Below are 20,292 nucleotides of genomic sequence, written 5' to 3'. Positions count from 1 at the left end.
ATCACATTCATGTGTCTGTACGGCAATGATAGCCCTGATCTTCACGTCTGCGGGATCAAGACGCAGTCAACGCCCCACGCGGAGCGGGGGGGTGAGGCTCCAAACTCAGCAATGGGAGACCTGCGCTACTCGTACTGGATGGTGAACGTCGCCTGCCCGTTGGCGGTGCCCGCACCGACGGTACCTGCCTGGGTCTGCACATAGCGCGCGCGCAACGGCAGCGCCATGACGCTGGTACCCGGCGCCGTAGTGCCGACGTTGATGGTCTGGCCGAAGCGCACTTCTCGCTCGGTGCTGCCGTCGCGCTGGACCATCTGGATGCCGATGCGCGTGGCGCTGTTGCTGGTCGCGCTGAGCTTGAGCACGCCCGGCATGTTCGAGCTGTCCTGGTCGGCGTCGAGGCGGATGCCGATCTTGCTCTGGTAGGCGGCCACGTTGCTGCCCTGGCAGTTCAGGCGGATCTCGAAATCGCGATCAGCGGCCTTGGAGCCGACACCGGTGAAGGTGGTGTTGGGCACGCTGCCGAAATCGACGGCGATGTTGCGGCTGCCGGCCTGCACTTCGCAGGTGGGGCTGACCACGGTGGTACCCGAGCCCTTGAACGTCGAGGTCAGCTCCGGACGGCCAGGACCGTCGCCGTCGAGATAGTAGGTGGTGAAGCGGCCGTTGGGCGCGATGATGCCCGAGCCCGTCTGCGCGGCGGTCTTGATCAGCTCCACGCGGAAGCGGCCACCATTGAGGGTCAACGTCCGGTTGCCCCCCAATTGCAGCGTGTGCGGGTAGTAGGTCTGGATGGTGCCCGAATCACGATAGACACGGATACCCACTCCCGCTACATCGGTCGCATAGACGTTGCTGAAACCCGGGACTGCGTTTTGCTGTGCGGCGTTGACGAAACGCCCGTTGGCACTACCGCCCCAGCGATCGCAGTAACCGATGCTGTCGCGCTGGTTGATCGGCACGATCAACTCCTTGATCACACCACCGACGGGCAGGCTGGGCAGGATCACGATCTGCCCCATGTCCATCTGCACGTCCTGCGCGACAAAGCCCTGCTGGGTGATATAGCAGGTCGCCAACGCCGGGCTGGCCACGGCGATACCCCCCATCACGGCCATGGCGGCAAGCAGCGTGCGGCTGCGGGAAGAAATCATCGGCATGCTGCCTCCAGCGGAATGAAGCCGGTCTTGGACGCATCGGCGCCCGCCGGAACCTGGTAATCGATGGTGCAGCGCTGGTCTGCACCGGCGCCCCACTCCACCAGCAGGCGGCCCTGGCTCTTTTCACTGCGCACGTACAGGCGGCCGCCCTGGCTGACCATGCCCACCGGCTGGCCCTGCTCATCCTTGACCTGCGCACCGAACGGCATGCTGCGGCCATCGGCATTGCGTACCTGGATCAGCAGCGCATTGCCTTTGCGGGTATCGAAGCGCAGGTAGCTGATGGCACCGGCGAACGGCGCGATCGACTGGCTGGTGCTTTCCAGCTCGACGTCATGGGCCATGCCCTGCGGGTCAAGGGTGACGGTGTTGAGGCGGTACGGCGATACGTACGGAACCACTGCATATCCACGGCCATCTACGCGCAGGCCCGGGGCGTTGCTGACGATCGCATCGCGCGCACCCGGCGCTTCCACCAGCACCATGGTGTCGCCCCGCTGCGGGGTGAAGGTGAAGCCGCCCGGATGCACGACCACGCTGCCGTTGGCACCGACCGAGGCCTGGCGGAAATCGCGCGAGTGGCTGTAGGTCGCGTTCAACGCGGAGTAGCGGCTGCGGTACTCGGCGTTGCCGACCGCCGTGGTGCCACCCTCGCGGGAATCGGACAGCGCCACGCCGTAGCTGAAGTTGTTGTCGACGCCGGCCGACCCGGTGATGCCGACGCGGCTGTTGTCGTAGCCACCGCGATCGCGCATGCCCAGGTCGGCGCTGAACGATACCGGGTGAGTGCCACGGCCCAGCGGCACGCTCATCGACAGCAGGTACTGGGTGTCGGAACGCCCGAGCACGCCCTCTTCGGTGCGCAGCGCCGAGAAGCCGTAGTTCACCGAACGCCAGGCGTTGTTGTAGCCCACCTGGTACTGCTTGGAGGTGCCGGAACGGTCGTAGAAGTCACGCACCGAACCGGTCACGTACAGCGCGCCGCCGCGACGTCCCAGCGGCTGGTTCAGCGTTATCTGGAACTGGCTGCGCTGACGGCCACGGGTGGTCGGATCGATGCCGCGCGTGTCCGAATCACGGCCGTACAGCGCATCCTGCAGGCTGTAGAAACCTTCGGTCGAATAGCGGTAGGCGGCCAGGGTCAGGTTGGTCCCGGTCTCGCCGATCATGTTGCTGTAGCTCAAGCGCACGCTGGCACCGGTGTGGTTGCCGTAGTGGTCGAACGTCGTACGTGCGTGGGTGACGTCGGCGGCGAACGCGCCAACCGGCGTGGACAGGCCGACGCCGTACAGCAGCGACAGGTAGCCGTCGCTCAGTGCACTGCCGCCGTACAGGGTCAACTGGTTGCCGATACCGCGCTGGTAGGTGCCCTGCACCAGCCACGGCTCATCGGCCAGCAGCTTGTTGCGCACCTGGCCGGCGGTCAGCGAGTAACGCGACACGCCTTCGCGCAGCATCTGCGGCACCGAGCCGAACGGCACCTTGAATTCGCGGCGGCGGCCATCGGCCTCGATCACGCTCACTTCCAGATCGCCGCCGTAGCCGGTCGGGTACAGGTCGTCGATGACGAAGCTGCCCGGCGACACGGTGGAGGAGTAGATCAGCTGCTCGTTCTGGCGCACTTCGATGCGTGCATTGGTCTCGGCGATGCCGCGCACGACCGGCGCGTAGCCGCGCAGCGAATCGGGCAGCATGCGGTCGTCGCTGGCCAGGCTGGCACCGCGGTAACCGATCGAGTCGAACAGTTCACCGGTGGTGTAGGCCTCACCGATGGTGAGCATGCCGCGCACCTGCGGAATGCCGCGCTGCGCATAGGTGGCGATGCTCTGCCAATGGCGGCCATCGCCCTCGGACCAGGTCAGGTTCGAATCGTGGCGGAACTGCCAGCCACCCAGGTTCATGCCGGCGTTGAGGCCGAGGTAGGCACTGCGGTTGCGCTGGCCACCTTCGACACGGCTGTCGCTGTCGATGGCATTGAAGCTGTAGCCAACGAAGCCGGCATTGATGCCGCGGTCCCACAGCGCCGGGTTGACGTAGCCGCGTGCCTCACGGCGCAGGAATACCTGCGGGATGCTCAGGTCGTAGCGCAGGTTGCCGCTGTCATAGACACCATAGGCATTGGCCATGCGCTGCTGGACCGGCACGCAGCTGGTCTTGTCGGTCGGCACGGACGGATCCTGCTGCAGCAGCACGGCTTCGCTGTCCACGCCCATTTCTTCCAGCATCGGCAGCGGCAGGCAGGCGTCGACACGGCCCTGCGCATCGGCCTTGAACTGCAGATCGCGACGGCCCTGCCAGGCACCGTTGACGTAGACGTCGACACGATAGCTGCCGGCCACCATCGGGTTGCCGTTGCTGAAGGCCGCCAGGTCGACCTGCTTGGCCTGGCCAGACAGGAAGCTGGAATTGAACTGGGCCGACTCCGGTGCACGCGCATTGGCCGCACCACTCTGCGCCATCAGCGCCTGTTCGCCGAGATTGGCCGGGGCAGCCAGCGCCCATCCTGGGCAGGCCACGCCAGCAACCAGCAGGCAAAGCGCCTGATGGATCGACAATGTCAATCTGTTTCCGATCACACTGACATTCCTTCAATTCGCCGCACAGCGGCGGTGGCGGGATGCGCAGGCCAAGGGCCAGCGCGGCGCGTTCAGCCCCCGGTGCTGCCGAGGCGGATGGTGTGTTCCACCCGGCCGCCGTAGTCGTTGATGGTGATGAAGCGGACCTGGCCGGTGCCCGCCGGTGCGGCGAACTCCAGGCTCTGCTTCGGCGCGACCATCGCGCCCTTGTCCTCGACGGCCTTTTCACTGCTGCCGGTCACGGCATGTACTTCGGCCAGAGTGACGTGGAAGGGGCTCGGGTTTTCCACCCGCAGGCGGTCGCCATTGCGGGTCCAGCGCAGCGCTGCCGGCGCGTCGTTGGCGACGCCCTTCAGGCCCTGCGGCCGGTAGAAAAGCTTCAGGCGCGAACGGAACGCGACCTGCAGGTAATTCTGTTCGCCGCTTTCGGCGTTGTCCGGGGACGGCGGCACATCCAGCACGTTGAGCCAGAACACCGACTCACGGTCGGTCGGCAGCTGCGCGCCGGAGAAGATCAGTCGCAGCGCCTGGCTGCGGCCCGGCTCGACACGCGCGATCGGCGGTGTAAGCACGAACGGGGCATCGCTGGTATCGGCGGTCTGGTTGGCGTCGCCGCTGTCGATCCAGGCCTGCACCAGCGCCGGCGAATCGCCCACGTTGTCGACCTGCACGGTGACTTCGCGCGCCTGCGCCGGATAGATCACTCGCGTGCCATTGACCACCACGCCGGCCAGTGCGTTCTGGCAGAAGGGCAGCGTGAACGCTGCCAGCAGCAGCGCCCGGGGAAAGAATGCTTTCATCGGAAGTACTACGCTCGAGGGGTGTGGCCAGCGGCCGCGGAACACCGGCCGGCGCGAACGCCGGCCAGTGGGGGCATGACTGCGATCAGTTGTAGATGATCGTGTACTTGACGCTGCTGGTGACGTCGCCCGGGGTGGCGGCGGCAGTGGCGTAGTACTCAGCGTAGTAGTTCAGGTCGGCCGAGCCGTCGGTGCCGACGGTGACCCACTGCGAGTTGGTCTGGGCCAGGCCAGCACCAGCCGCCTTGATCGGCAGGAACTGGTTGTTCGAGCCCAGCAGCTGCAGCTGCACGTTGGTGGCAGCGTTGGCCGAGGCCTGGTTGACCAGGCGGCCACTGTTGAAGTCGACGGTCGAACCCGGCTCGAAGTAGGTGGCGACGTTGCCGGCGCTGCACTTGGTCAGGTTGATGGCGAACGGAGTACGGCCCGCAACGGCGCCGGCGGTGGCCAGGGTGTTCTTGGACACGGTCGGCAGCGTCACGGCGAAGTCCTTGCCGCCCGGGGTCGAGATGGTGCAGGTCTTGTCGGTCACCTTGCCATTGAAGGTGATGGTGCCGTCGGCGGCGTTGGCGGCCAGCGGAGCGGCGGCCAGCATCAGAGCGGCGATGATATTGATCTTGTGCATTCGCTTTTACCTAACCCTACTGAAGAGATGAGAAGTAGAGGAGGAAGCAAGGAGCACTGCCGGGCTAACAAGACCCATCCTTGCGTCTCACCTGTGGCCGGACTCGGACGTAGCTTTCCCTGAATCCGTGACGCAAGTATAGGTGCAAGTGTGATGAAAGTCTCATTATTTTTCTGAACGTCAATTCATTGACGCTGGAAATGTGACGTGATAGCCGAAATCAGGACCCACGGGGGTTCGGGAACCCGACGGTCGCCGGATCAGGTCAGAAGCGACCTTGGATGACGCTTCGGGTGGCGCGTTCGGCATGCACGGAAACAAACCTTTTCCCGGCGGAAATCGGCTTCTTTGATGCGCATCACTCTTTCTTGGTGATGGCCCTAGCAGATTCGGAATCGTCCTATTAAAGGCTGATCGAAGCTGTCGCTAACTAGGACACACCGAACCAGAGAACGTGTCATGAGGAATTCCATTCTGCTGTGCGTGGCCCTGATGTCCGTCAGTGCGCTGGCCCAGGCCAGCAGCGGCAGCATCCGTTTCAGTGGCCGCATCGCCGAGCCGGGCTGCACGACGAATCTGTCCCAGGGCGAGCTGAGCCTGGCCGCCTGCCCGCCGTCGGCCAAGGGCTCGACGGTGGAAGTGACGGCGCTGGCCAACGGCCAGGCCGCGACGCTGCGCGACGGCAAGCGCCAGGGCCAGAAGCTGTCGGTGTCGGCCAGCGCGCTGCGCGCCGGCGATATCGCCTTCTCCGAGCGTTACAGCGTGCAGGCTTCGACGCAGCAGCCGCTGCAGGGCGCCTATCTGGTGGTGGTCGACTACCTGTAAGCCGGCACGCTTACGCCGGCGGCAGCTCGAAGACCTGGCGCAGGTAGGCCAGGTAGCCCGGGTCGTCGCACATGCTCTTGCCTGGCGAATCGCTGAGCTTGGCCACCGGCTGGCCATTGCAGCGGACCATCTTGATGACGATGTTGAGCGGCGTTGGCCCCAGATCATTGGTCAGGTGGGTGCCGACGCCGAAGGCGACCTGGCAGCGACCACGGAAGTAGTCGTACAGGCGCATCACCTTGGCGATGTCGAGCCCATCGCTGAACACCAGCACCTTGCTGCGCGGATCCACCCGGCGCTGCTGGAAATGCGCCAGCATGCGGTCGCCCCAGTCGAACGGATCGCCCGAGTCGTGGCGGACACCGTCGAACAGCTTGCAGAAATACATGTCGAAATCGCGCAGGAACGCATCCAGGCCGACCACGTCGGACAGCGCGATGCCGAGGTCGCCGCGGTACTCGCGTGCCCACGATTCCAGTGCCGCCACCTGCGAATCACGCAGGCGCGGGCCAAGTGCCTGGAATGCCTGCAGGTACTCATGGGCCATGGTGCCGTGCGGGGTCATGCCGTACAGGCGGGCGAAGTGCACGTTGCTGGTGCCGACCAGTTGCGGGCCGAGCGCATCGCGCAGCAGCGGCAGCAGGCGCGCATGCCAGTCACGCGAATAACGGCGGCGGCTGCCGTAGTCGGCAATGCGGCACTGTTCGAAACCGGGAGTATCACGCAGCAGCGCGGCCTTGGCCTGCAGCCGACGCTCGCCCTCGGCAAAGTCGGCGGTGGTGGTGTTGCGGAACCAGACTTCGTTGATGATCGCCAGCAGCGGGACTTCGAACAGGATGGTGTGCAGCCACGGGCCGGTGATGTCCAGTTCGATCTCACCGGGCACGGCCGTCGACGCGCGTAGCTGGATGTACTTGCGGTCGAGGTGGAACAGGCCGAGGAAATCGGCGAAATCCGGCTTCACGAAGCGCAGGCCACGCATGTAGTCCAGCTCCGCGTCGCTGAAGCGCAGGCTGCACAGGTGGTCGATCTCTTCGTCGATCTGGTCGATGTAGTGGGCCAGGTCGATGCCGGGCGTGCGGCACTTGAACCGGTACTGCACCTGGGCACCGGGGTGCTGGTGGAGCACCGCCTGCATCATGGTGAACTTGTACAGATCGGTGTCGAGCAGGGACTGGATGATAGGCATGAGGCGGATTATGCGCCCGGACGGGTGAACCGGGGTGGCCGCGGGCACGCTCGGCTCTCCGCGTGGGTAGATCCGCGCCATGCGTGGATGCAGGTTCGGCCCTACAACGACCTGCGCAACAGGCGCGGTACCAGCATCAGGGCGTGCCCCCAGATCGCGGCCCACACCGCCACGCGCACCGGCAGCGAACGCTGCCTGGCCTCGAACTTCTGAAAGTAGCGCCACAGGCCCCTGTGCTTGTGCCATTCAACGAAGAACGGCCGCGATCGGCTCGAGACGCCACGTACATGGGTGACCTGCAGGTCGTTTGCAATCGCCACCACGGCCCCGGCTTCGCGTGCACGCCGGCACAGGTCCAGGTCTTCGGCGTGCAGACGATACCCGGCGTCCCAGCCTCCGATCCGGTCGAACAATGCACGCGGCATCATCAGCAGTGCGCCAGACAGTGCCGGCACCCGCTGCAGCACCTGCTGCGGGTCACGCGGCAGCGCCAGCTTCGAGCCCTTTCCCGGCGAGCGCAGCATCATCAGGAAATCCGGGTCGCGGCGGCGCACGGCTTCGTCGGCATGGCCCTGCTCGTCCACCTGCTCGACACCGAGCAGGCAATCGCCCAGTGCTTCCGCCCGGCTGCGCAGTGCGGCCAACGTCTCCGGCTCGACCATCAGGTCCGGGTTGATGAAGGCCAACCAGGGGCTGCGCGAATCGGCCACGCCCTGGTTGTTGGCAGCGGCGAAGCCGGGATTGTCCGGGTTGCCGACGAAACGCACGCGCGGATCGTGGCTGGCATGGCGCTGCACGATGTCCAGCGTGCCATCCATCGAGCCATTGTCGATCACCCGGATCTCGGCCACGTCCTGCGCCTGGCGAAGGCGCGAGAGGCAGGCATCGATGGTGCTGGCACTCTGGTAGGTCACGACGATGGCGGCGATGGCAACATTCAAGCGAGTGACTCCGGCGCGGAAGGAACGAACAGGTCGCCCTGTTCCTTCGGCATTATCGCCTGCCGCATGCGCTGCTGCAGGTCGGCGCGCAGCCCGTGCAATGGATCGTGCATCAGGAAATCGGCCAGGCGCGGCACCCAGCCAGGCCAACGCGCAGCCAGCGCCTCAAGGTCGCCATCGCGGCTGGCCGCCTCGCCCGCCCGGCTCACAAAGGCGGTCTCGCACAGTACGTTGCGCCAGCCCAGGCCGGCCATGCGCAGGCTGAGGTCGACCAGGGCCGCGTTCCAGCCAGCGTAGCTGTCCACATCCAGGCCACCGGCGCGGCGGCGCGCATTGCCACGCACCAGAACCGCATGGGTGACCGCCGATGGCAGTTCCGGGTGCAGCGCCGGCAAGGCGGCGCAGGTCTGTGCCAGCAGCGCCGCATCCTCGGGCTCGGGATTGATCTCGCCCAACCGTGGCCACGCTGCGGTTTCGCCGGCATTGCACCACGGGGTTGCGGTCGCGATGGCGGCATCGCGGGCGAAGGCGTCCTGCAGTTGTTGCAGCCAACCCGGCGCAGGCACGCTGTCCGGTCCCAGCACGGCCACGTCCAGGCCATCGCAGGCGCGCAGCATCTCGTCCAGATGGGCGACCTCGCCCAGTGGCCGCGCGCGCCGGGTGTACTCGGCCTGTAGTGGCGTATGTGCCAGCCAGTGTTCCACCACCGCCTGCGCACGCGGCCCGGTCTGCGCATCGTCGGCCAGCCAGACTGCGGTGCCCGGCGCGGTGCCCGCATCCAGTGCGGCCAGGCAGCGGTCGAGCGCGGCATCGTCCACGCACAGCGGCAACAACACGATCGCCCCCATCCCGCCTCCGTGGTTGTCGGTGGCCACAGCCTAGCACCGGGAGGGTATCGGCCGGGTTGCGCCCGGCACCCGCTTCAGGCCAGGGCAACAGCAACAGCCGAAGCAAGGGCTGGGTTCCTGGGGTTGGCGGGGTGGGTCCGGTTGCGGGGGACGCTGCAAGTACGTCCATGTAGGTCGGTCGCCGCATCCATGCGGCTCACGCCCCCACAACCGGACCCACCCCACCGTCGACAGTTTTCCGCGACCTGCCTGCTCTTCTGTAGAGCCGAGCCGTGCTCGGCTCAGATCTCACAGATATCGAAATATTCGATTTCGATGGAGAGTCATCCACGCATGGCGTGGATCGTGTCGACCAAGGTCGACACCTACCAACAGCAAGCAGGAAACCGTCGAAGGCGGGGCACTGTGGGTTTGCGGGGTGTGAGCCGCATGGATGCGGCGACCAAGCCTACATGGACGTATTCACGGCGTCCCCGCAAACCCACAGTGCCCCCGCCATCCCTCAGTAAACCCGCTGTTGCTGTTGCTCCGGCCTCGGCGGGTGCCGGGCGCAGCCCGGCCGCAAACCCCTTACTTCTTTGCGCGCGGCTGGTTCAGCGGTTCCATCGCGCGGAAGCGCTGGCTGTACTCGTCGGTCAGATTGCGCGCTTCCTGGCTGTTGCGCACGATGCTCGGGGTCAACAGCACGATCACCTCCGAACGGCGGCTGGTGCGGCTCTTCTGCCCGAACAGCGCGCCCACCACCGGAATCCGGCTCAGGCCGGGAATGCCGCTGCTGCCATCGGTGCCCGAATCGGTGATCAGGCCGGCCAGCATGATGGTGTCGCCACTCTGCACCGCCGCTTCGGTCGACAGCTTCTTGGTGGAAATGCGCGGGTTGCAGTTGCGCTCCTGCGGGTTGCAGTTCTCCGGTACGTTCGAGGCGCTGCTCACTTCCTGCACGATGTCGAGGAACACCGTGCCGTCGCGGGTCACGCGCGGGCGCACCTTCAGGATCACGCCGGTGTCGATGTACTGCACCGAGCTGTAGCTGCTGGTGCCGATGCCGGTGTTCACCGTAGTCGTGTTGATCGGCACCTTGTCGCCCACGTTGAGCGTGGCCTCGGCATTGTTGCGCACGAACACCGAAGGGGTCTGCAGCAGGCGCACATCGGTGACCTTGTCCAGCGCGCTCACCACCGCTGCGCCGTTGTGGCCGGTGAACGCCCAGCCCAGGCCTTCGCCACCGGTCGCGGCACCGGCGAAGCTGCTCCAGGAGCCACCCGCTGCTGCCGGCAGGGTCACGCCGCCCAATGCGCCCGTCAGGGCACGCCCGGCCACGGCGTTGTCGAAGAACCAGTTCACGCCGTACTTCAGGTCGCCATCGAGCGAGACCTCGGCCACCTGGGCTTCGATGTGCACCTGCAGGGGCATCACGTCCAGCTTCTCGATCACCTCGCGGATCGACCGCCAGGCCTGCGGGGTCGAACGCACCAGCAGGGTGTTGGTTTCCTCCACCGCCGACACGCCCACGCGGTCGCCTTCCACTTCCAGGCTGACACTGACGTTGCCGGACTGGCGCTGCGGCAGGTTCATGCTGCCGTTGCCACCGCCACTGGAGCTGCTGCCGGGGACCGAGCCGAAGCTGCTGCTGTTGTTGGTGGTGCTGTCCATGCCACGATCGGAGTCGCTGCCCAGCTGCGACGGCATCGCCCCCGGGGCCAGCGAGGCCGGACTGGAACCGCCGCGGTTGCCACTGCTGGCAAATGCTTCACTGAGCCGTTCGGCCAGGTCACGCGCCTTGATGTAGCGCAGCTCGTAGGAAAACAGGCGGGCACTGCCACCGGCGGTATCGATGCGGTCCAGCCACTGCTGGATCTGGTCCAGGTAACGCACCTGCGGGGTGATCACCAGCACCGCGTTGGCGTTTTCCAGCGGCAGGAAGCGGAACATGCCGGCACTGGGCGTCTTGCTCTCCTCGCCGAATACTTTCTCCAGGTCGGCAGCGACCTGCTCGGCCTTGCCCGACTGGATCGGGAACACGCCCACCGACATGCCCGACAGCCAGTCGACGTCGAAGATCTCGACGGTGCGCATGTAGTTTTCCAGCTCGGCGCGGGTACCGCCCAGGGTGATCACGTTGCGGCCGCTGTCGACGTTGACGATCGCATTGGGCCGCGCATAAGGCTCCAGCACCTTCTTCATCTCGGTGGCGGAGATGAACTGCAGCGGGACCACGCGGACCTCGAAGCCACGCGCGCTGGCGGCTGGCGCCGTGCTCGGCGCAACCGTACCGGCCAGCGCCTGGTCGGCGGCAACGATGTTGTAGCGCCCACCGCTGTAGACCATGCGTGCGTTGTTCCAGCCCAGCACCATCTCCAGCAGGTTCAGCGCCTGTGCCGGCGACACGGGCTTGGGGGTGGCCAGGGTGACCGTGCCCTGCACCCCCGGTGCGATCACGTAGTTCTGGCCCAGCATGTCGCCGAGGATGGCCTTGACCACCGCATGCAACGATTCGCCTTCGAAGTTGAAGGTAGCCTCGCCGGTGCTGGCGCCATGCAGCGCCGGTGCCGGTGCGCGGGCTGCTTCGCGGTTGATCATGGTGCCCGTGCCACGGCGGATCACCGCCTGCGGCGCGCCCTGGGCGTCACGGGCGGCGTCAGCGGTGACATCGGCCGCCCGGCCAGCCTCGGAGGTGGGCGACAGATTGCCCTTGCGCTGCACGTGCGGCGCGGACACGGTGCTGCAGCCGACCAGCAGCGCGAGGGCAAAGGACCAGGGAAGGAAACGCAGGCTCATGCATTCACTCTATCGGTTGGTGCCATCGCCCGGGGGCGGCGACGGTTGTTGCTGCTGTTGTTGCTGCAGCTGGCGGCGACGGGCCTGGATGCGTTCGCGGATGGCCTGCATCTGCGCTTCGCTGGGGCCGTTGTTGGTGGCAGGGGCGGATGCCGCAGCCGAGGGCGCTGGCGCACTGCCAGCAGGCGACGGCGATGGGGTTGCCGCAACCGGCGGCGGTGCCGGCGGAGCGCCTGCCGGGGGCGGCACAACGATCGCACCTGCCGGCGGCACACCATTGGCGCCGCGCAGTACGGTCGGCGGTTCACCGCCCTGCCCGTTGAATACCGCCAGTTCCAGCACCTGGTTGCCACCGGGGCCGATCACGGTGGCCTGGCGCGGCTGCAGCGCCACCAGCTGCCAGCCGTCGACAGCTTCACCGTTGAGGCGCAGGCGCAGCGAGCGGTTCTGTTCGGTGGTGAAAGTGGCCATCCCGAAGTTGCCGGTCAGCAGCACGCCGGTCAGGCGCAGCGCGGCACTGGCGGCGGGCTCGCTGCCACCGAGCAGGTAGGGCTTGGGCCTGCGGTCCTCGGCGAACAGCGGCCGTTCGCTGATTGCGCTGTAGCTGTCGGCGCTGGGCATGCGTTCTGCAGCCAACGGCGGCAGCACCGGCAACGAGGGCACCGCGTCGGCATTGCCGCCGGCAGCTGGCAGCTGGCTGCCCAGCCCGAAGCCGGTGGCCAGCCAGACCGCTGCCGCCCAGCCGGCCAGTGCCAGCAGGAAACCGGTGCGCAGGCTGATCTGCTCAAGCTTCATCGGCCACCTCCTGCCCCTCTTCCGGCGCAGCCGGTGAGGGTGCCGGTGCAGCCGAAGGCGGTTGCGGCGCCGCGCCTGGCTCGGCTGCCGGTGCCGCCGCAGCGCCATCGGCAGCGGCACCGGGCAGCAGGTAACCGGCCAGTTCGAACGACACGTCCAGGCCGAGCCCGGATTCATTCGGCGACTGCTGGAAGCGCTGCGCGATCAGGTTGAGGTTGTCGACGAACAGGCGTGGGCTGCCGGTTTCCAGGCTGTGCAGCACCGTGGCCAGCTCGGCCACGCCACAGCGCAGGCGCACCTGCATGGCCACTCGCACGAATTCGGCGTCACGACGGTTGTCGGCCAGTGGCGTGCGGTTGCTGATGGTGCAACTGCGGTTGCCCGGGCTGGCCATCGCCACCGCATCCTGCAGCCTGGCGCCAAGCGCAGCGGCCGCAGCTTCGGCCGTGGCCTCACGCAGGAAACCAGGCCGCTGCTGCAATGCCTCGCGGGTGGCGCGCAGCCGTTGTTCGATCTGCGGCTGCTGCTGCAGCTGCGCCTGCACGCGCTGCTCGCGTTCGCGCAGGGCGGCCACGTCGGCGTCGATTTCACGCAGTGGCCGGGTGAACCAGGGGTGCACCAGCAGCAGGTAGGCCAGGCCCAGCACTGCCAGCAGCAGCGCCAGTGCCAGCCAGCGGTCACGGCGTGCGCTTGGCATCGGCATCGGCCGCCTCCCGGGCCGGGGCTGCAGCCGGCAACGGCTGCAGTTCGGCAGTCATGGTGAAACGGTCACGGCCGCTGGCAGCACCATCGGCCTGCAGTACGCCGGTCAGATTGACCTTGCGCCACTGCGGTGCGTCCTGCAGCAGCTGCACCAGCTGCGACGCCTCGCGGCTCAGGCCGATCAGCTGCAGGTTGTTGTTCTCGATGGCCAGCTTTTCCAGATAGGTGCCCTCCGGCAGGCGCCGGGTCAGTTCATTCCAGATTTCCACCGTTCCGGCACGCTGGCTGCGCTGCTTTTCCAGGAATGCGGCACCATCGATCAGCGCCTGCAGCTGCGCGCGTTCGCTGGCGACACCACGCGCACTGCGTGCACTGCGCTCGACCTGCGCACGCAGCGCATCGGCAGCGTCACGGCGGTTGTCGAGCAGCTGCACGGCGGCCAGCACCAGCATCACCAGCGCGGCCACGGCCAACAGCACGTTCCAGCGCCGCATGGGATCCGCGCGCAACTGGCGCTGCGCCGGTGGCAGCAGGTTCACCTGCAGAGGCTCACCCTCGCTGTCGACGGCATCGACACCGGCCAGTGCATCGGCCCACTCGCCCACGCTGGCCCGCCACGCTTCCAGCTGGCGCAGCGGCCAGGCGATCAGTTCGACCTGCAGCTGGCCCTCGGCTGCGCCCCCCAGCTCACGCACGTCAAAGCTGACCTGGCTCGATTCGAACGGCGTCTGGCGGTCGATCTCGAAACCGACCACGGCGCGCAGGCGGTCGGCCGCAGCCGCGGGCAAGCGCAGATGACGACGCAGTACCTCGCTGGCAGGCAGCAGCCACACCCGTGGCAGGCTGCGCAGCCGCGGTTCCAGCACGCGGTCCAGTTCCACCGGCGACAGCGGCCATGGCACGCTGGCAACCGCTTCGCGGCGTTCACCGGCCTCACGCCAGACCTGCAGCTGGTCACCCTGGCGCTGCAGCAGCAGGCGCGCCTGTGCCCAGCCCAGCGCCCACTGCCAACGGGCCGGCACCCACGCCAGCAGCGATTGCCGCCACCAGCGCAGGAAACGGCCGGCGCCCGGGCCGATCCGGCCCTGCACCTGCCGCACACTGTCCTGCCATGCCGTCATCTTGCTGTCATTCCCTGCTCCCAGCGAAGCACTGTGTAGGACCGCCCGGGAACCCCGCCCGAGCCATTGCGTACCACTGCCTGCAACACCGACCGGCGTCCACTGCTGTCGGTTGCACGGGACTCGATACTATAGGTGCCGCTGCTGCTGGCAAGCGTTGTCGCACCGCCAGCGGTATCTGCGTCACGCTCCTGCTGGGCGCGCTGCGCCAGCACGGTATCCGCATCCAGCCCCAGTGCGGTCAGCACCGGCGCGCTGGCGAACTGGGGATCCGGGCGCGCCTGGCGGCTGTACAGGGTCAGGTGGGGCAGCATGGCCTTGTACAGCGGGCCGCGCATGCCCAGCACCCGCTGCAGTTCGCCGAGTGTCTCAAAGCGCTTGTTGCGCGGGCCATACGGCAACCCGGCCGCCGCGTAGTCCGGCGCTTCGGCACCGCCACCGGGCTGCAGCAGGCTGTCTTCATCACGCCAGTCAACAATGGCGCCGGCCATCTGCCGGGCAGCGCCTTCGTCTTCACCGAGTGCCTTGAGGAACGCCGTCAGCAGGGTCACGTCGGCCAGGTTGAGGTTGATCTTGCCATTCTCGTCCAGCACCTTGATCTCGATGCTGGCGTCATCGAACTGCCAGCGGTAGGTGCGGCCATCGGCACGCCAGGGCGCCCGCAGCGGATCAGCGGACAGGCGCAGCAGCGCGTACTCCAGGCCGGCGCGCGCACGTTCCTGCCCGCGTGCATCGTCATCCAGTACCCGCTGCTGCAGATGCTCGACCCGTGCGCTCAGCGCGAACGCACCGACCAGCGCGGTCATCAATGCGATCAGCCACAGCACCAGCACCAGCGCCGCACCGTGTTGCCGGTTCATCGCGCACCTCCACTGCCACCGGCGCGCGGTGCCACCACCAGCAATGGCCAAGGCGCGCCCTTGGCGGGCACGATCCTGATCTCCACCAGCATCGGCAGCCGCCGGGTATCGTCCCAGCGCGGCATCCAGTCACTCATCTGACCGGTGCCCGCATCGATGCCGCGATAGCGCAGCTGCACCGACTTCAGGTTCTCAACCAACACCTCCGGCGGGCGTGGCGGATTCTCGGCGATGCGCTCGCCTTCCTGCAGCAACACCAGGTCCAGCAGCAGGCGCTGTTGCCCCTCGCGTCCGTCCACCTGCAGCGCGTGCAGGTAGGAGCCTCCACGGCCGAGGTAGCCGGGCAGGTCGGCGGCGAACAGCATGCGCTGTTCTTCGCCCTGGAAGAACACCGGTTCGCGGGTGGGGTCCGGGACCTCCAGCGGGGTGCGCAGTGCGCCGGCCAGCTGCCTGCGCAGCAGAGACTCGACCGCCCGCATGCGTTCACTTTCGGCGGCGATCTGTTCGCCGCGCTGGCTGACCGCCATCGCCGAGCGCACGCTGGCAAAGGCCAATGCCAGGCCGCCGGCCAGCAGCACGGTGGCCAGCATTACTTCGACCAGGGTGAACCCTGCGGCGCGGCGCTTCACCGCGCATTCTCCAGGTCGGGCGGCAACAGGCGCAGGCTGCGCCAGCGCAGCTGTTCGCGCTCGCTGTCACCCCAGCGCACCTGCAGCTGCAGTTCGGCCAGCCAGGGGGTTCCCGGTGACGTTGCCTGCGCGACATTGCCTGCGCGCGGCTCCGCCCACGGCTGGACCTGCAATTCCCAGTGGTAGCGCCCCTGCTCCCAGTCTCCCTGCTGCCTGCCTGCCTGCAGCGGCGAGGCGACGCCGGTTTCGGCCAGCAGCGACTGCGCATGCAGCACCGCGCGCGTGCGCAGCTCGGCATCGCGCACCTGTTTTGCGCCGCCGGACAGGCTGCCCAGCAGCAGCGTCAGCGCCAGGCCCAGCAGGGCGAAGGCGATGATCACTTCCAGCAGGGTGAAGCCGCGGGCGCGCCGCTTCATTGCGCCCGCCAAGGGCCAGAGCGGACCTCACCGGTCAGCCAGCCCACGTCGATGCGCCATTCGGCGTCGTCACGCTGCAGCCGGATGCGGCCACCGCTGGAGCCGCCATCGGGGTGGAACTCGATCACGCCCTGCCCCGGCGCGGTGGCCAGCTGCGCGGCGCCTTCGAACTGCACCTGCAGCTGTGCCGGCACGTCACCGTGGCGCTGGTTGGCGCCTTCCCAGCGCCGCTTGGCCGGCTCGATGACAAAGCGCTGCGGCTCGCCGCGGGTGATCGCCTGCGCGCGCACCATGCGCAGCTGGTTGGCGATGTCCTTGCCGGCGCTGCGCAGCTGCATGCCAGCGAAACCGCGTGACAGGCCGGCAGCGGTGATCAGGCCGATCGCGGCGATCAGCGCGATCACCAGCAGCATTTCCAGCAGCGACAGGCCCGCTGCGCGCCTCCCGGGCAGGCGCGGGCGTTGCAACCGGCGCGGCAGGAAACGCGACATGCCCGGTTACGGCTGGTAGCGGATGTCGGCGTCGACACTGCTGCCACCGGCCTTGCCGTCCTTGCCCAGGCTGATCAGCTCATACGGCTGGCCCTCGCCCGGCGTGCGGTATTCCAGCGCATGGCCCCACGGATCGTTCAGATCGGCCGGCGTGGCATAGGGCCCCAGCCAGCCAGCCACGCCAGCCGGTGCAGTCACCAGATCATTGAGCGAGCCGGGCAGCTTGCCGGTATCGATCTGGTAGTTGTCGACCTTGGATGCGACGGTCTGCACCTGTGCCTTGGCAATGTTGGCCTTGCCGCGGTCGGCGCCACCCAGCACGCGGCTGGCGACCAGGGTCAGCACCGCGCCGATCAGCACGATGACGATGATGATCTCCAGCAGGCTCATGCCCGACTGGTTGCGCGCTGCGGTGAAGGAAAGGCGGATCGGTCGACGGGAAGCAATCATGGTCGGTCCTTTCAGTTGCGGAGTGTCGGGGTTGCGTAGGGATCCATCGTCAACCGATGGCATTGGTCAGGTCGTACAGCGGCACCAGCACGGCAACGATCACCGCACCCACCACCGAGGCCAGCACCAGGGTGATCGCCGGCACCATCGCCGCCAACAGGCGGTCGATGCGGCGGGCGCTGTCCTGTTCGAAGGTGTCAGCCGCTTTCAACAGCATGGTATCGAGCGCGCCGGACTCCTCGCCAACCTGGATCATCTGCAGGGCCAGGCGCGGGAAACGCCTGCCTCGCGACAGTGCCAGCGACAGGCCGGCACCGTTCTTCACTTCATCGGCGGCGGTTTCCACATCGGCAGCCAGCGCGCGGTTGCCCAGCACGTTGCGGGCGATGCCCAGGGCACCCAGCAGCGGTACGCCATTGCGCAGCAGGGTACCCAGCGTGCGCGCCAGCCGGGCAGTCTCCAGTTCACCCAGCAGGCGGCCGATGCCGCGACGCTGCAGCAGCCAACCATCCAGCGCCAACCGGAAGGCCGGCTGCCGCGCCTTGCGTTCGAAGAACAGCGCCACCAGCGCCGGCACCACCAGCAGCAGCACCCACCAGTCACGCACGAACAGGCCCAGCTGCAGCACTGCGTTGGTGAACCACGGCAGCGCCACATCCAGGCTCTCGTACATCTGCGCGAACTGCGGCACCACGTAGCCAAGCAGGAACAGCAGCGCACCACCCACCACCACCAGCAGGATGGCCGGGTACACCAGCGCGTTGATCACCTTGCCTTGCAGGGCCCGGCTGCGTTCGAGGTAGTCGGCCAGGCGCTGCAGGGTTTCGTGCAGGCTGCCGCCGGCCTCACCGGCACGCACCATGTTCACGTACAGGCGCGAGAACAACCCGTGCTGGCGTTCCAGTGCGGTCGACAGCGGCGCGCCACCGCGCACCACATCGCGGATGTCGGCGATCGCGCGACGCGAACGATCGTCTTCGGGCAACCCGAGCAGGATCGACAGCGCGCGGTCCAGCGGCTGGCCCGCACCGAGCAGTGTCGCCAGCTGCTGGGTGAACTGCAGCAATGCCGCGCCCTGCAGCGGCCGTTGGCGGAACAGGTTGCGCCAGGTACCGCCACCGATCGCACCGCCATCGGCCAGCTGTGTCTCCATCGGCAGATGGCCCTGGTCCTGCAGGCGCGCGACCAGCTCGGCCTCGCTGGCCGCTTCCATCTGCCCGTCGAAGATCTCGCCGTGCGGATTCAGTGCCTTGTAACGGTAGGTCGGCATGTCAGCCCCGTCGTCCTGCGCGCATCAGCTTTCCTCGGTGACACGCAGGACTTCCTCGATGGTCGTCTGCCCACTGAGGGCCTTGGACAGGCCGTCTTCGTACATCGTGCGCATGCCGGCTTCGCGGGCAATGCGTTCGATCTCGCCCATGCCGTCGCGGCGCATCACCGCACGCCGCAGCGCATCGTTCATCACCAGGAATTCCATGATGGTGGTACGACCGAGGTAACCGGTCGGCGCCAGCGCCGAGGGCCTGGGGCGGAACAGATGGATCGGCCCCTCCGGCTGCAGGCGGCGCAGCTCGAAGCGTTTGATTTCCTCCGGCGAAGCCTCGTAGCGCTCGGCGTGGGTCGGTTCCAGCCGGCGCACCAGGCGCTGGGCCAGAATCCCGTTGATGGTGGAGGTGAGCAGGTAGTCTTCCACGCCCATGTCGAGCAGGCGGGTGATACCACCGGCGGCATTGTTGGTGTGCAGGGTGGACAGCACCAGATGGCCGGTCAGTGCCGACTGGATCGCGATGCGCGCGGTTTCCAGATCGCGCATTTCGCCGATCATGATGATGTCCGGATCCTGGCGCACGATGCTGCGCAGCGCGTTGGCGAAGTCCAGGCCGATCTGCGGCTTGGCCTGGATCTGGTTGATGCCCTCGATCTGGTACTCGACCGGGTCCTCGACCGTGATGATCTTGACGTCGGCGGTATTGAGCTGGCTCAGCGCGGTGTACAGCGTGGTGGTCTTGCCCGAGCCGGTCGGGCCGGTCACCAGCAGGATGCCGTGCGGCTGTTCCAGCACCTTGCGGAACTGCGGCAGGAACGCATCGGTGAACCCCAGCCGGTGGAAATCAAACACCACTGTCTCGCGGTCGAGCAGGCGCATCACCACGCTTTCGCCGTGCGCGGTCGGCACGGTGCTCACGCGCAGGTCCAGCTCCTTGCCCTGCACGCGCAGCATGATGCGGCCGTCCTGCGGCAGGCGGCGCTCGGCAATGTTGAGCCGGGCCATGATCTTGATGCGGCTGATCACCGCTGCGGTGAGGTTGGCCGGCGGGCTTTCGCCCTCCACCAGCACGCCATCGACACGGTAGCGGACCTTCAGGCGGCTCTCGAACGGTTCGACATGGATGTCCGACGCGCGCAGTTCCACCGCACGCTGGATCACCAGGTTGACCAGGCGGATCACCGGCGCTTCCGAGGCCAGGTCGCGCAGGTGCTCGATATCGTCGACCGCGCCGCCCTCGCCGTCTGCGGTCTCCACGATCGCGCCCATCGCGCTGCGGCCCTGGCCGAACCAGCGCTCGACCAGGTCATCGATCTCCGCGCGCATGCCCAGCACCGGTGTCACCGGAACCCCCAGCGCCAACTGCACGGCCTGCTGCGGATAGGCATCGTGGGCATCGGCCAGCCACAGACGCACCCCGTGTTCATTCAACTCCAGCGGGCACACATGGAACTGCTTCAGGAAGCGCAGCGACAGTGGCATGCCCTCGGCCAGTGCCGGTGGCGGGGCCTCCGGCACCTGCCTGCCCTCCAGCAGCGGCAGGCCCAGCACCTCCGCGCTGGTCTGTGCCTGGTCGCGTTCAGACACCAGGCCCAGGCGCACCAGCAGGCCCAGCAGGCTGCCGCCGGCCTCGGCGTGCAACGGCCGCGCGCGCGCCAGGTCTCCTTCCTTGAGCCGGCCGCGTGCCAGCAGCGCATCCAGGATGCGGCCTTCGGCATCGTCGGTAACGGTTGCAGCGAGCGCGTTCACGTGACTCTCCTGTCAATCGGACCGACTTTAGCAGTTAAGCCATGATTTCCGCCGCCCTGCGGCCAGCTTT

At 67.4% G+C, this 20,292-nt stretch carries 19 protein-coding genes; 1 reads left to right on the top strand and 18 read right to left on the bottom strand.

The features are described 5' to 3' along the window. Positions 1 to 125: 125 nt before the first annotated feature. The 4 genes from G370_RS0113165 to G370_RS0113150 form a co-directional block, all read right to left on the bottom strand. Complete coding sequence (locus G370_RS0113165; RefSeq protein ID WP_019661020.1) at positions 126 to 1,160, bottom strand: fimbrial protein; 1,035 nt, start codon at positions 1,158 to 1,160, stop codon at positions 126 to 128. Then, entirely contained in the window at positions 1,151 to 3,715 is a 2,565-nt protein-coding gene (locus G370_RS0113160) for a fimbria/pilus outer membrane usher protein (protein ID WP_019661019.1), read from the bottom strand. The genes G370_RS0113165 and G370_RS0113160 overlap by 10 nt, the downstream gene beginning before the upstream one ends. A gap of 92 nt (positions 3,716 to 3,807) precedes the next feature. Further along, positions 3,808 to 4,536: a fimbrial biogenesis chaperone gene (locus G370_RS0113155; protein ID WP_019661018.1), complete on the bottom strand. Its 729-nt coding sequence runs from the start codon at positions 4,534 to 4,536 to the stop codon at positions 3,808 to 3,810. 85 nt (positions 4,537 to 4,621) lie between these two features. Then, positions 4,622 to 5,161, bottom strand: coding sequence for a fimbrial protein (locus tag G370_RS0113150; protein WP_019661017.1), 540 nt, complete (start codon positions 5,159 to 5,161; stop codon positions 4,622 to 4,624). A gap of 459 nt (positions 5,162 to 5,620) precedes the next feature. Between G370_RS0113150 and G370_RS0113145 the strand changes: the two genes are divergently transcribed. After that, on the top strand, positions 5,621 to 5,986 hold the full coding sequence (locus tag G370_RS0113145) for a hypothetical protein (RefSeq protein ID WP_019661016.1): 366 nt from the start codon (positions 5,621 to 5,623) through the stop codon (positions 5,984 to 5,986). Between the two features lie 10 nt (positions 5,987 to 5,996). Here G370_RS0113145 and pncB read toward each other — a convergent pair whose 3' ends face one another. The 14 genes from pncB to gspE all read right to left on the bottom strand — a co-directional run bounded on the left by pncB (position 5,997) and on the right by gspE (position 20,222). Continuing rightward, entirely contained in the window at positions 5,997 to 7,175 is a 1,179-nt protein-coding gene (pncB, locus tag G370_RS0113140) for a nicotinate phosphoribosyltransferase (RefSeq protein WP_019661015.1), read from the bottom strand. Between the two features lie 101 nt (positions 7,176 to 7,276). Further along, positions 7,277 to 8,116, bottom strand: coding sequence for a glycosyltransferase family 2 protein (locus G370_RS0113135; protein ID WP_019661014.1), 840 nt, complete (start codon positions 8,114 to 8,116; stop codon positions 7,277 to 7,279). Continuing rightward, complete coding sequence (locus tag G370_RS0113130; RefSeq protein WP_019661013.1) at positions 8,113 to 8,964, bottom strand: glycosyltransferase family 2 protein; 852 nt, start codon at positions 8,962 to 8,964, stop codon at positions 8,113 to 8,115. Before G370_RS0113130 ends, G370_RS0113135 begins: the two co-directional genes overlap by 4 nt. Before the next feature lie 570 nt (positions 8,965 to 9,534). Next, positions 9,535 to 11,742 carry a type II secretion system secretin GspD gene (gene gspD, locus G370_RS0113125; RefSeq protein ID WP_019661012.1) on the bottom strand — a complete coding sequence of 736 codons (2,208 nt, stop codon included), beginning with the start codon at positions 11,740 to 11,742 and terminating at the stop codon, positions 9,535 to 9,537. 9 nt (positions 11,743 to 11,751) lie between these two features. Next, the gene (locus G370_RS0113120) at positions 11,752 to 12,537 is read right to left on the bottom strand and encodes a hypothetical protein (RefSeq protein ID WP_019661011.1); all 786 of its coding nucleotides are present in this window, start codon (positions 12,535 to 12,537) and stop codon (positions 11,752 to 11,754) included. Then, the gene (gene gspM, locus G370_RS0113115; RefSeq protein ID WP_241745020.1) at positions 12,527 to 13,234 is read right to left on the bottom strand and encodes a type II secretion system protein GspM; all 708 of its coding nucleotides are present in this window, start codon (positions 13,232 to 13,234) and stop codon (positions 12,527 to 12,529) included. The genes G370_RS0113120 and gspM overlap by 11 nt, the downstream gene beginning before the upstream one ends. Next, positions 13,215 to 14,360 carry a PilN domain-containing protein gene (locus G370_RS0113110; protein WP_019661009.1) on the bottom strand — a complete coding sequence of 382 codons (1,146 nt, stop codon included), beginning with the start codon at positions 14,358 to 14,360 and terminating at the stop codon, positions 13,215 to 13,217. The genes gspM and G370_RS0113110 overlap by 20 nt, the downstream gene beginning before the upstream one ends. Beyond that, positions 14,357 to 15,220 carry a type II secretion system minor pseudopilin gene (locus tag G370_RS0113105; RefSeq protein WP_019661008.1) on the bottom strand — a complete coding sequence of 288 codons (864 nt, stop codon included), beginning with the start codon at positions 15,218 to 15,220 and terminating at the stop codon, positions 14,357 to 14,359. The genes G370_RS0113110 and G370_RS0113105 overlap by 4 nt, the downstream gene beginning before the upstream one ends. After that, a complete protein-coding gene (locus G370_RS0113100) occupies positions 15,217 to 15,849 on the bottom strand; it encodes a type II secretion system protein J (RefSeq protein ID WP_019661007.1) in 633 nt (210 codons plus the stop codon). Before G370_RS0113100 ends, G370_RS0113105 begins: the two co-directional genes overlap by 4 nt. After that, positions 15,846 to 16,265 (bottom strand): type II secretion system protein XpsI, encoded by a 420-nt coding sequence (gene xpsI / locus G370_RS0113095; protein ID WP_019661006.1) that lies wholly within the window; start codon positions 16,263 to 16,265, stop codon positions 15,846 to 15,848. Before xpsI ends, G370_RS0113100 begins: the two co-directional genes overlap by 4 nt. Then, the gene (gene xpsH / locus G370_RS0113090; RefSeq protein WP_019661005.1) at positions 16,262 to 16,756 is read right to left on the bottom strand and encodes a type II secretion system protein XpsH; all 495 of its coding nucleotides are present in this window, start codon (positions 16,754 to 16,756) and stop codon (positions 16,262 to 16,264) included. Before xpsH ends, xpsI begins: the two co-directional genes overlap by 4 nt. Before the next feature lie 6 nt (positions 16,757 to 16,762). Beyond that, positions 16,763 to 17,206, bottom strand: coding sequence for a type II secretion system major pseudopilin GspG (gspG, locus tag G370_RS0113085; protein WP_019661004.1), 444 nt, complete (start codon positions 17,204 to 17,206; stop codon positions 16,763 to 16,765). 49 nt (positions 17,207 to 17,255) lie between these two features. Next, positions 17,256 to 18,476, bottom strand: a complete 1,221-nt coding sequence (xpsF, locus tag G370_RS0113080) for a type II secretion system protein XpsF (RefSeq protein ID WP_019661003.1) — start codon at positions 18,474 to 18,476, stop codon at positions 17,256 to 17,258. Between the two features lie 24 nt (positions 18,477 to 18,500). Beyond that, complete coding sequence (gspE, locus tag G370_RS0113075; RefSeq protein WP_019661002.1) at positions 18,501 to 20,222, bottom strand: type II secretion system ATPase GspE; 1,722 nt, start codon at positions 20,220 to 20,222, stop codon at positions 18,501 to 18,503. Positions 20,223 to 20,292: the final 70 nt, after the last annotated feature.

It is taken from the genome of Stenotrophomonas hibiscicola ATCC 19867 (assembly GCF_000382065.1).
Taxonomy (GTDB): Bacteria; Pseudomonadota; Gammaproteobacteria; order Xanthomonadales; family Xanthomonadaceae; genus Stenotrophomonas; species Stenotrophomonas hibiscicola.
This window is presented reverse-complemented; position numbering and strand designations above follow the sequence as displayed.

Coding starts and splice junctions, on each gene's coding strand:
- G370_RS0113165 (WP_019661020.1), bottom strand. CDS start 1,160: ATGCCGATGATTTCTTCCCGCAGCCGCACGCTGCTTGCCGCCATGGCC.
- G370_RS0113155 (WP_019661018.1), bottom strand. CDS start 4,536: ATGAAAGCATTCTTTCCCCGGGCGCTGCTGCTGGCAGCGTTCACGCTG.
- G370_RS0113150 (WP_019661017.1), bottom strand. CDS start 5,161: ATGCACAAGATCAATATCATCGCCGCTCTGATGCTGGCCGCCGCTCCG.
- G370_RS0113145 (WP_019661016.1), top strand. CDS start 5,621: ATGAGGAATTCCATTCTGCTGTGCGTGGCCCTGATGTCCGTCAGTGCG.
- pncB (WP_019661015.1), bottom strand. CDS start 7,175: ATGCCTATCATCCAGTCCCTGCTCGACACCGATCTGTACAAGTTCACC.
- G370_RS0113130 (WP_019661013.1), bottom strand. CDS start 8,964: ATGGGGGCGATCGTGTTGTTGCCGCTGTGCGTGGACGATGCCGCGCTC.
- gspD (WP_019661012.1), bottom strand. CDS start 11,742: ATGAGCCTGCGTTTCCTTCCCTGGTCCTTTGCCCTCGCGCTGCTGGTC.
- G370_RS0113120 (WP_019661011.1), bottom strand. CDS start 12,537: ATGAAGCTTGAGCAGATCAGCCTGCGCACCGGTTTCCTGCTGGCACTG.
- gspM (WP_241745020.1), bottom strand. CDS start 13,234: ATGCCAAGCGCACGCCGTGACCGCTGGCTGGCACTGGCGCTGCTGCTG.
- G370_RS0113110 (WP_019661009.1), bottom strand. CDS start 14,360: ATGACGGCATGGCAGGACAGTGTGCGGCAGGTGCAGGGCCGGATCGGC.
- G370_RS0113105 (WP_019661008.1), bottom strand. CDS start 15,220: ATGAACCGGCAACACGGTGCGGCGCTGGTGCTGGTGCTGTGGCTGATC.
- xpsI (WP_019661006.1), bottom strand. CDS start 16,265: ATGAAGCGGCGCGCCCGCGGCTTCACCCTGCTGGAAGTGATCATCGCC.
- xpsH (WP_019661005.1), bottom strand. CDS start 16,756: ATGTCGCGTTTCCTGCCGCGCCGGTTGCAACGCCCGCGCCTGCCCGGG.
- gspG (WP_019661004.1), bottom strand. CDS start 17,206: ATGATTGCTTCCCGTCGACCGATCCGCCTTTCCTTCACCGCAGCGCGC.
- xpsF (WP_019661003.1), bottom strand. CDS start 18,476: ATGCCGACCTACCGTTACAAGGCACTGAATCCGCACGGCGAGATCTTC.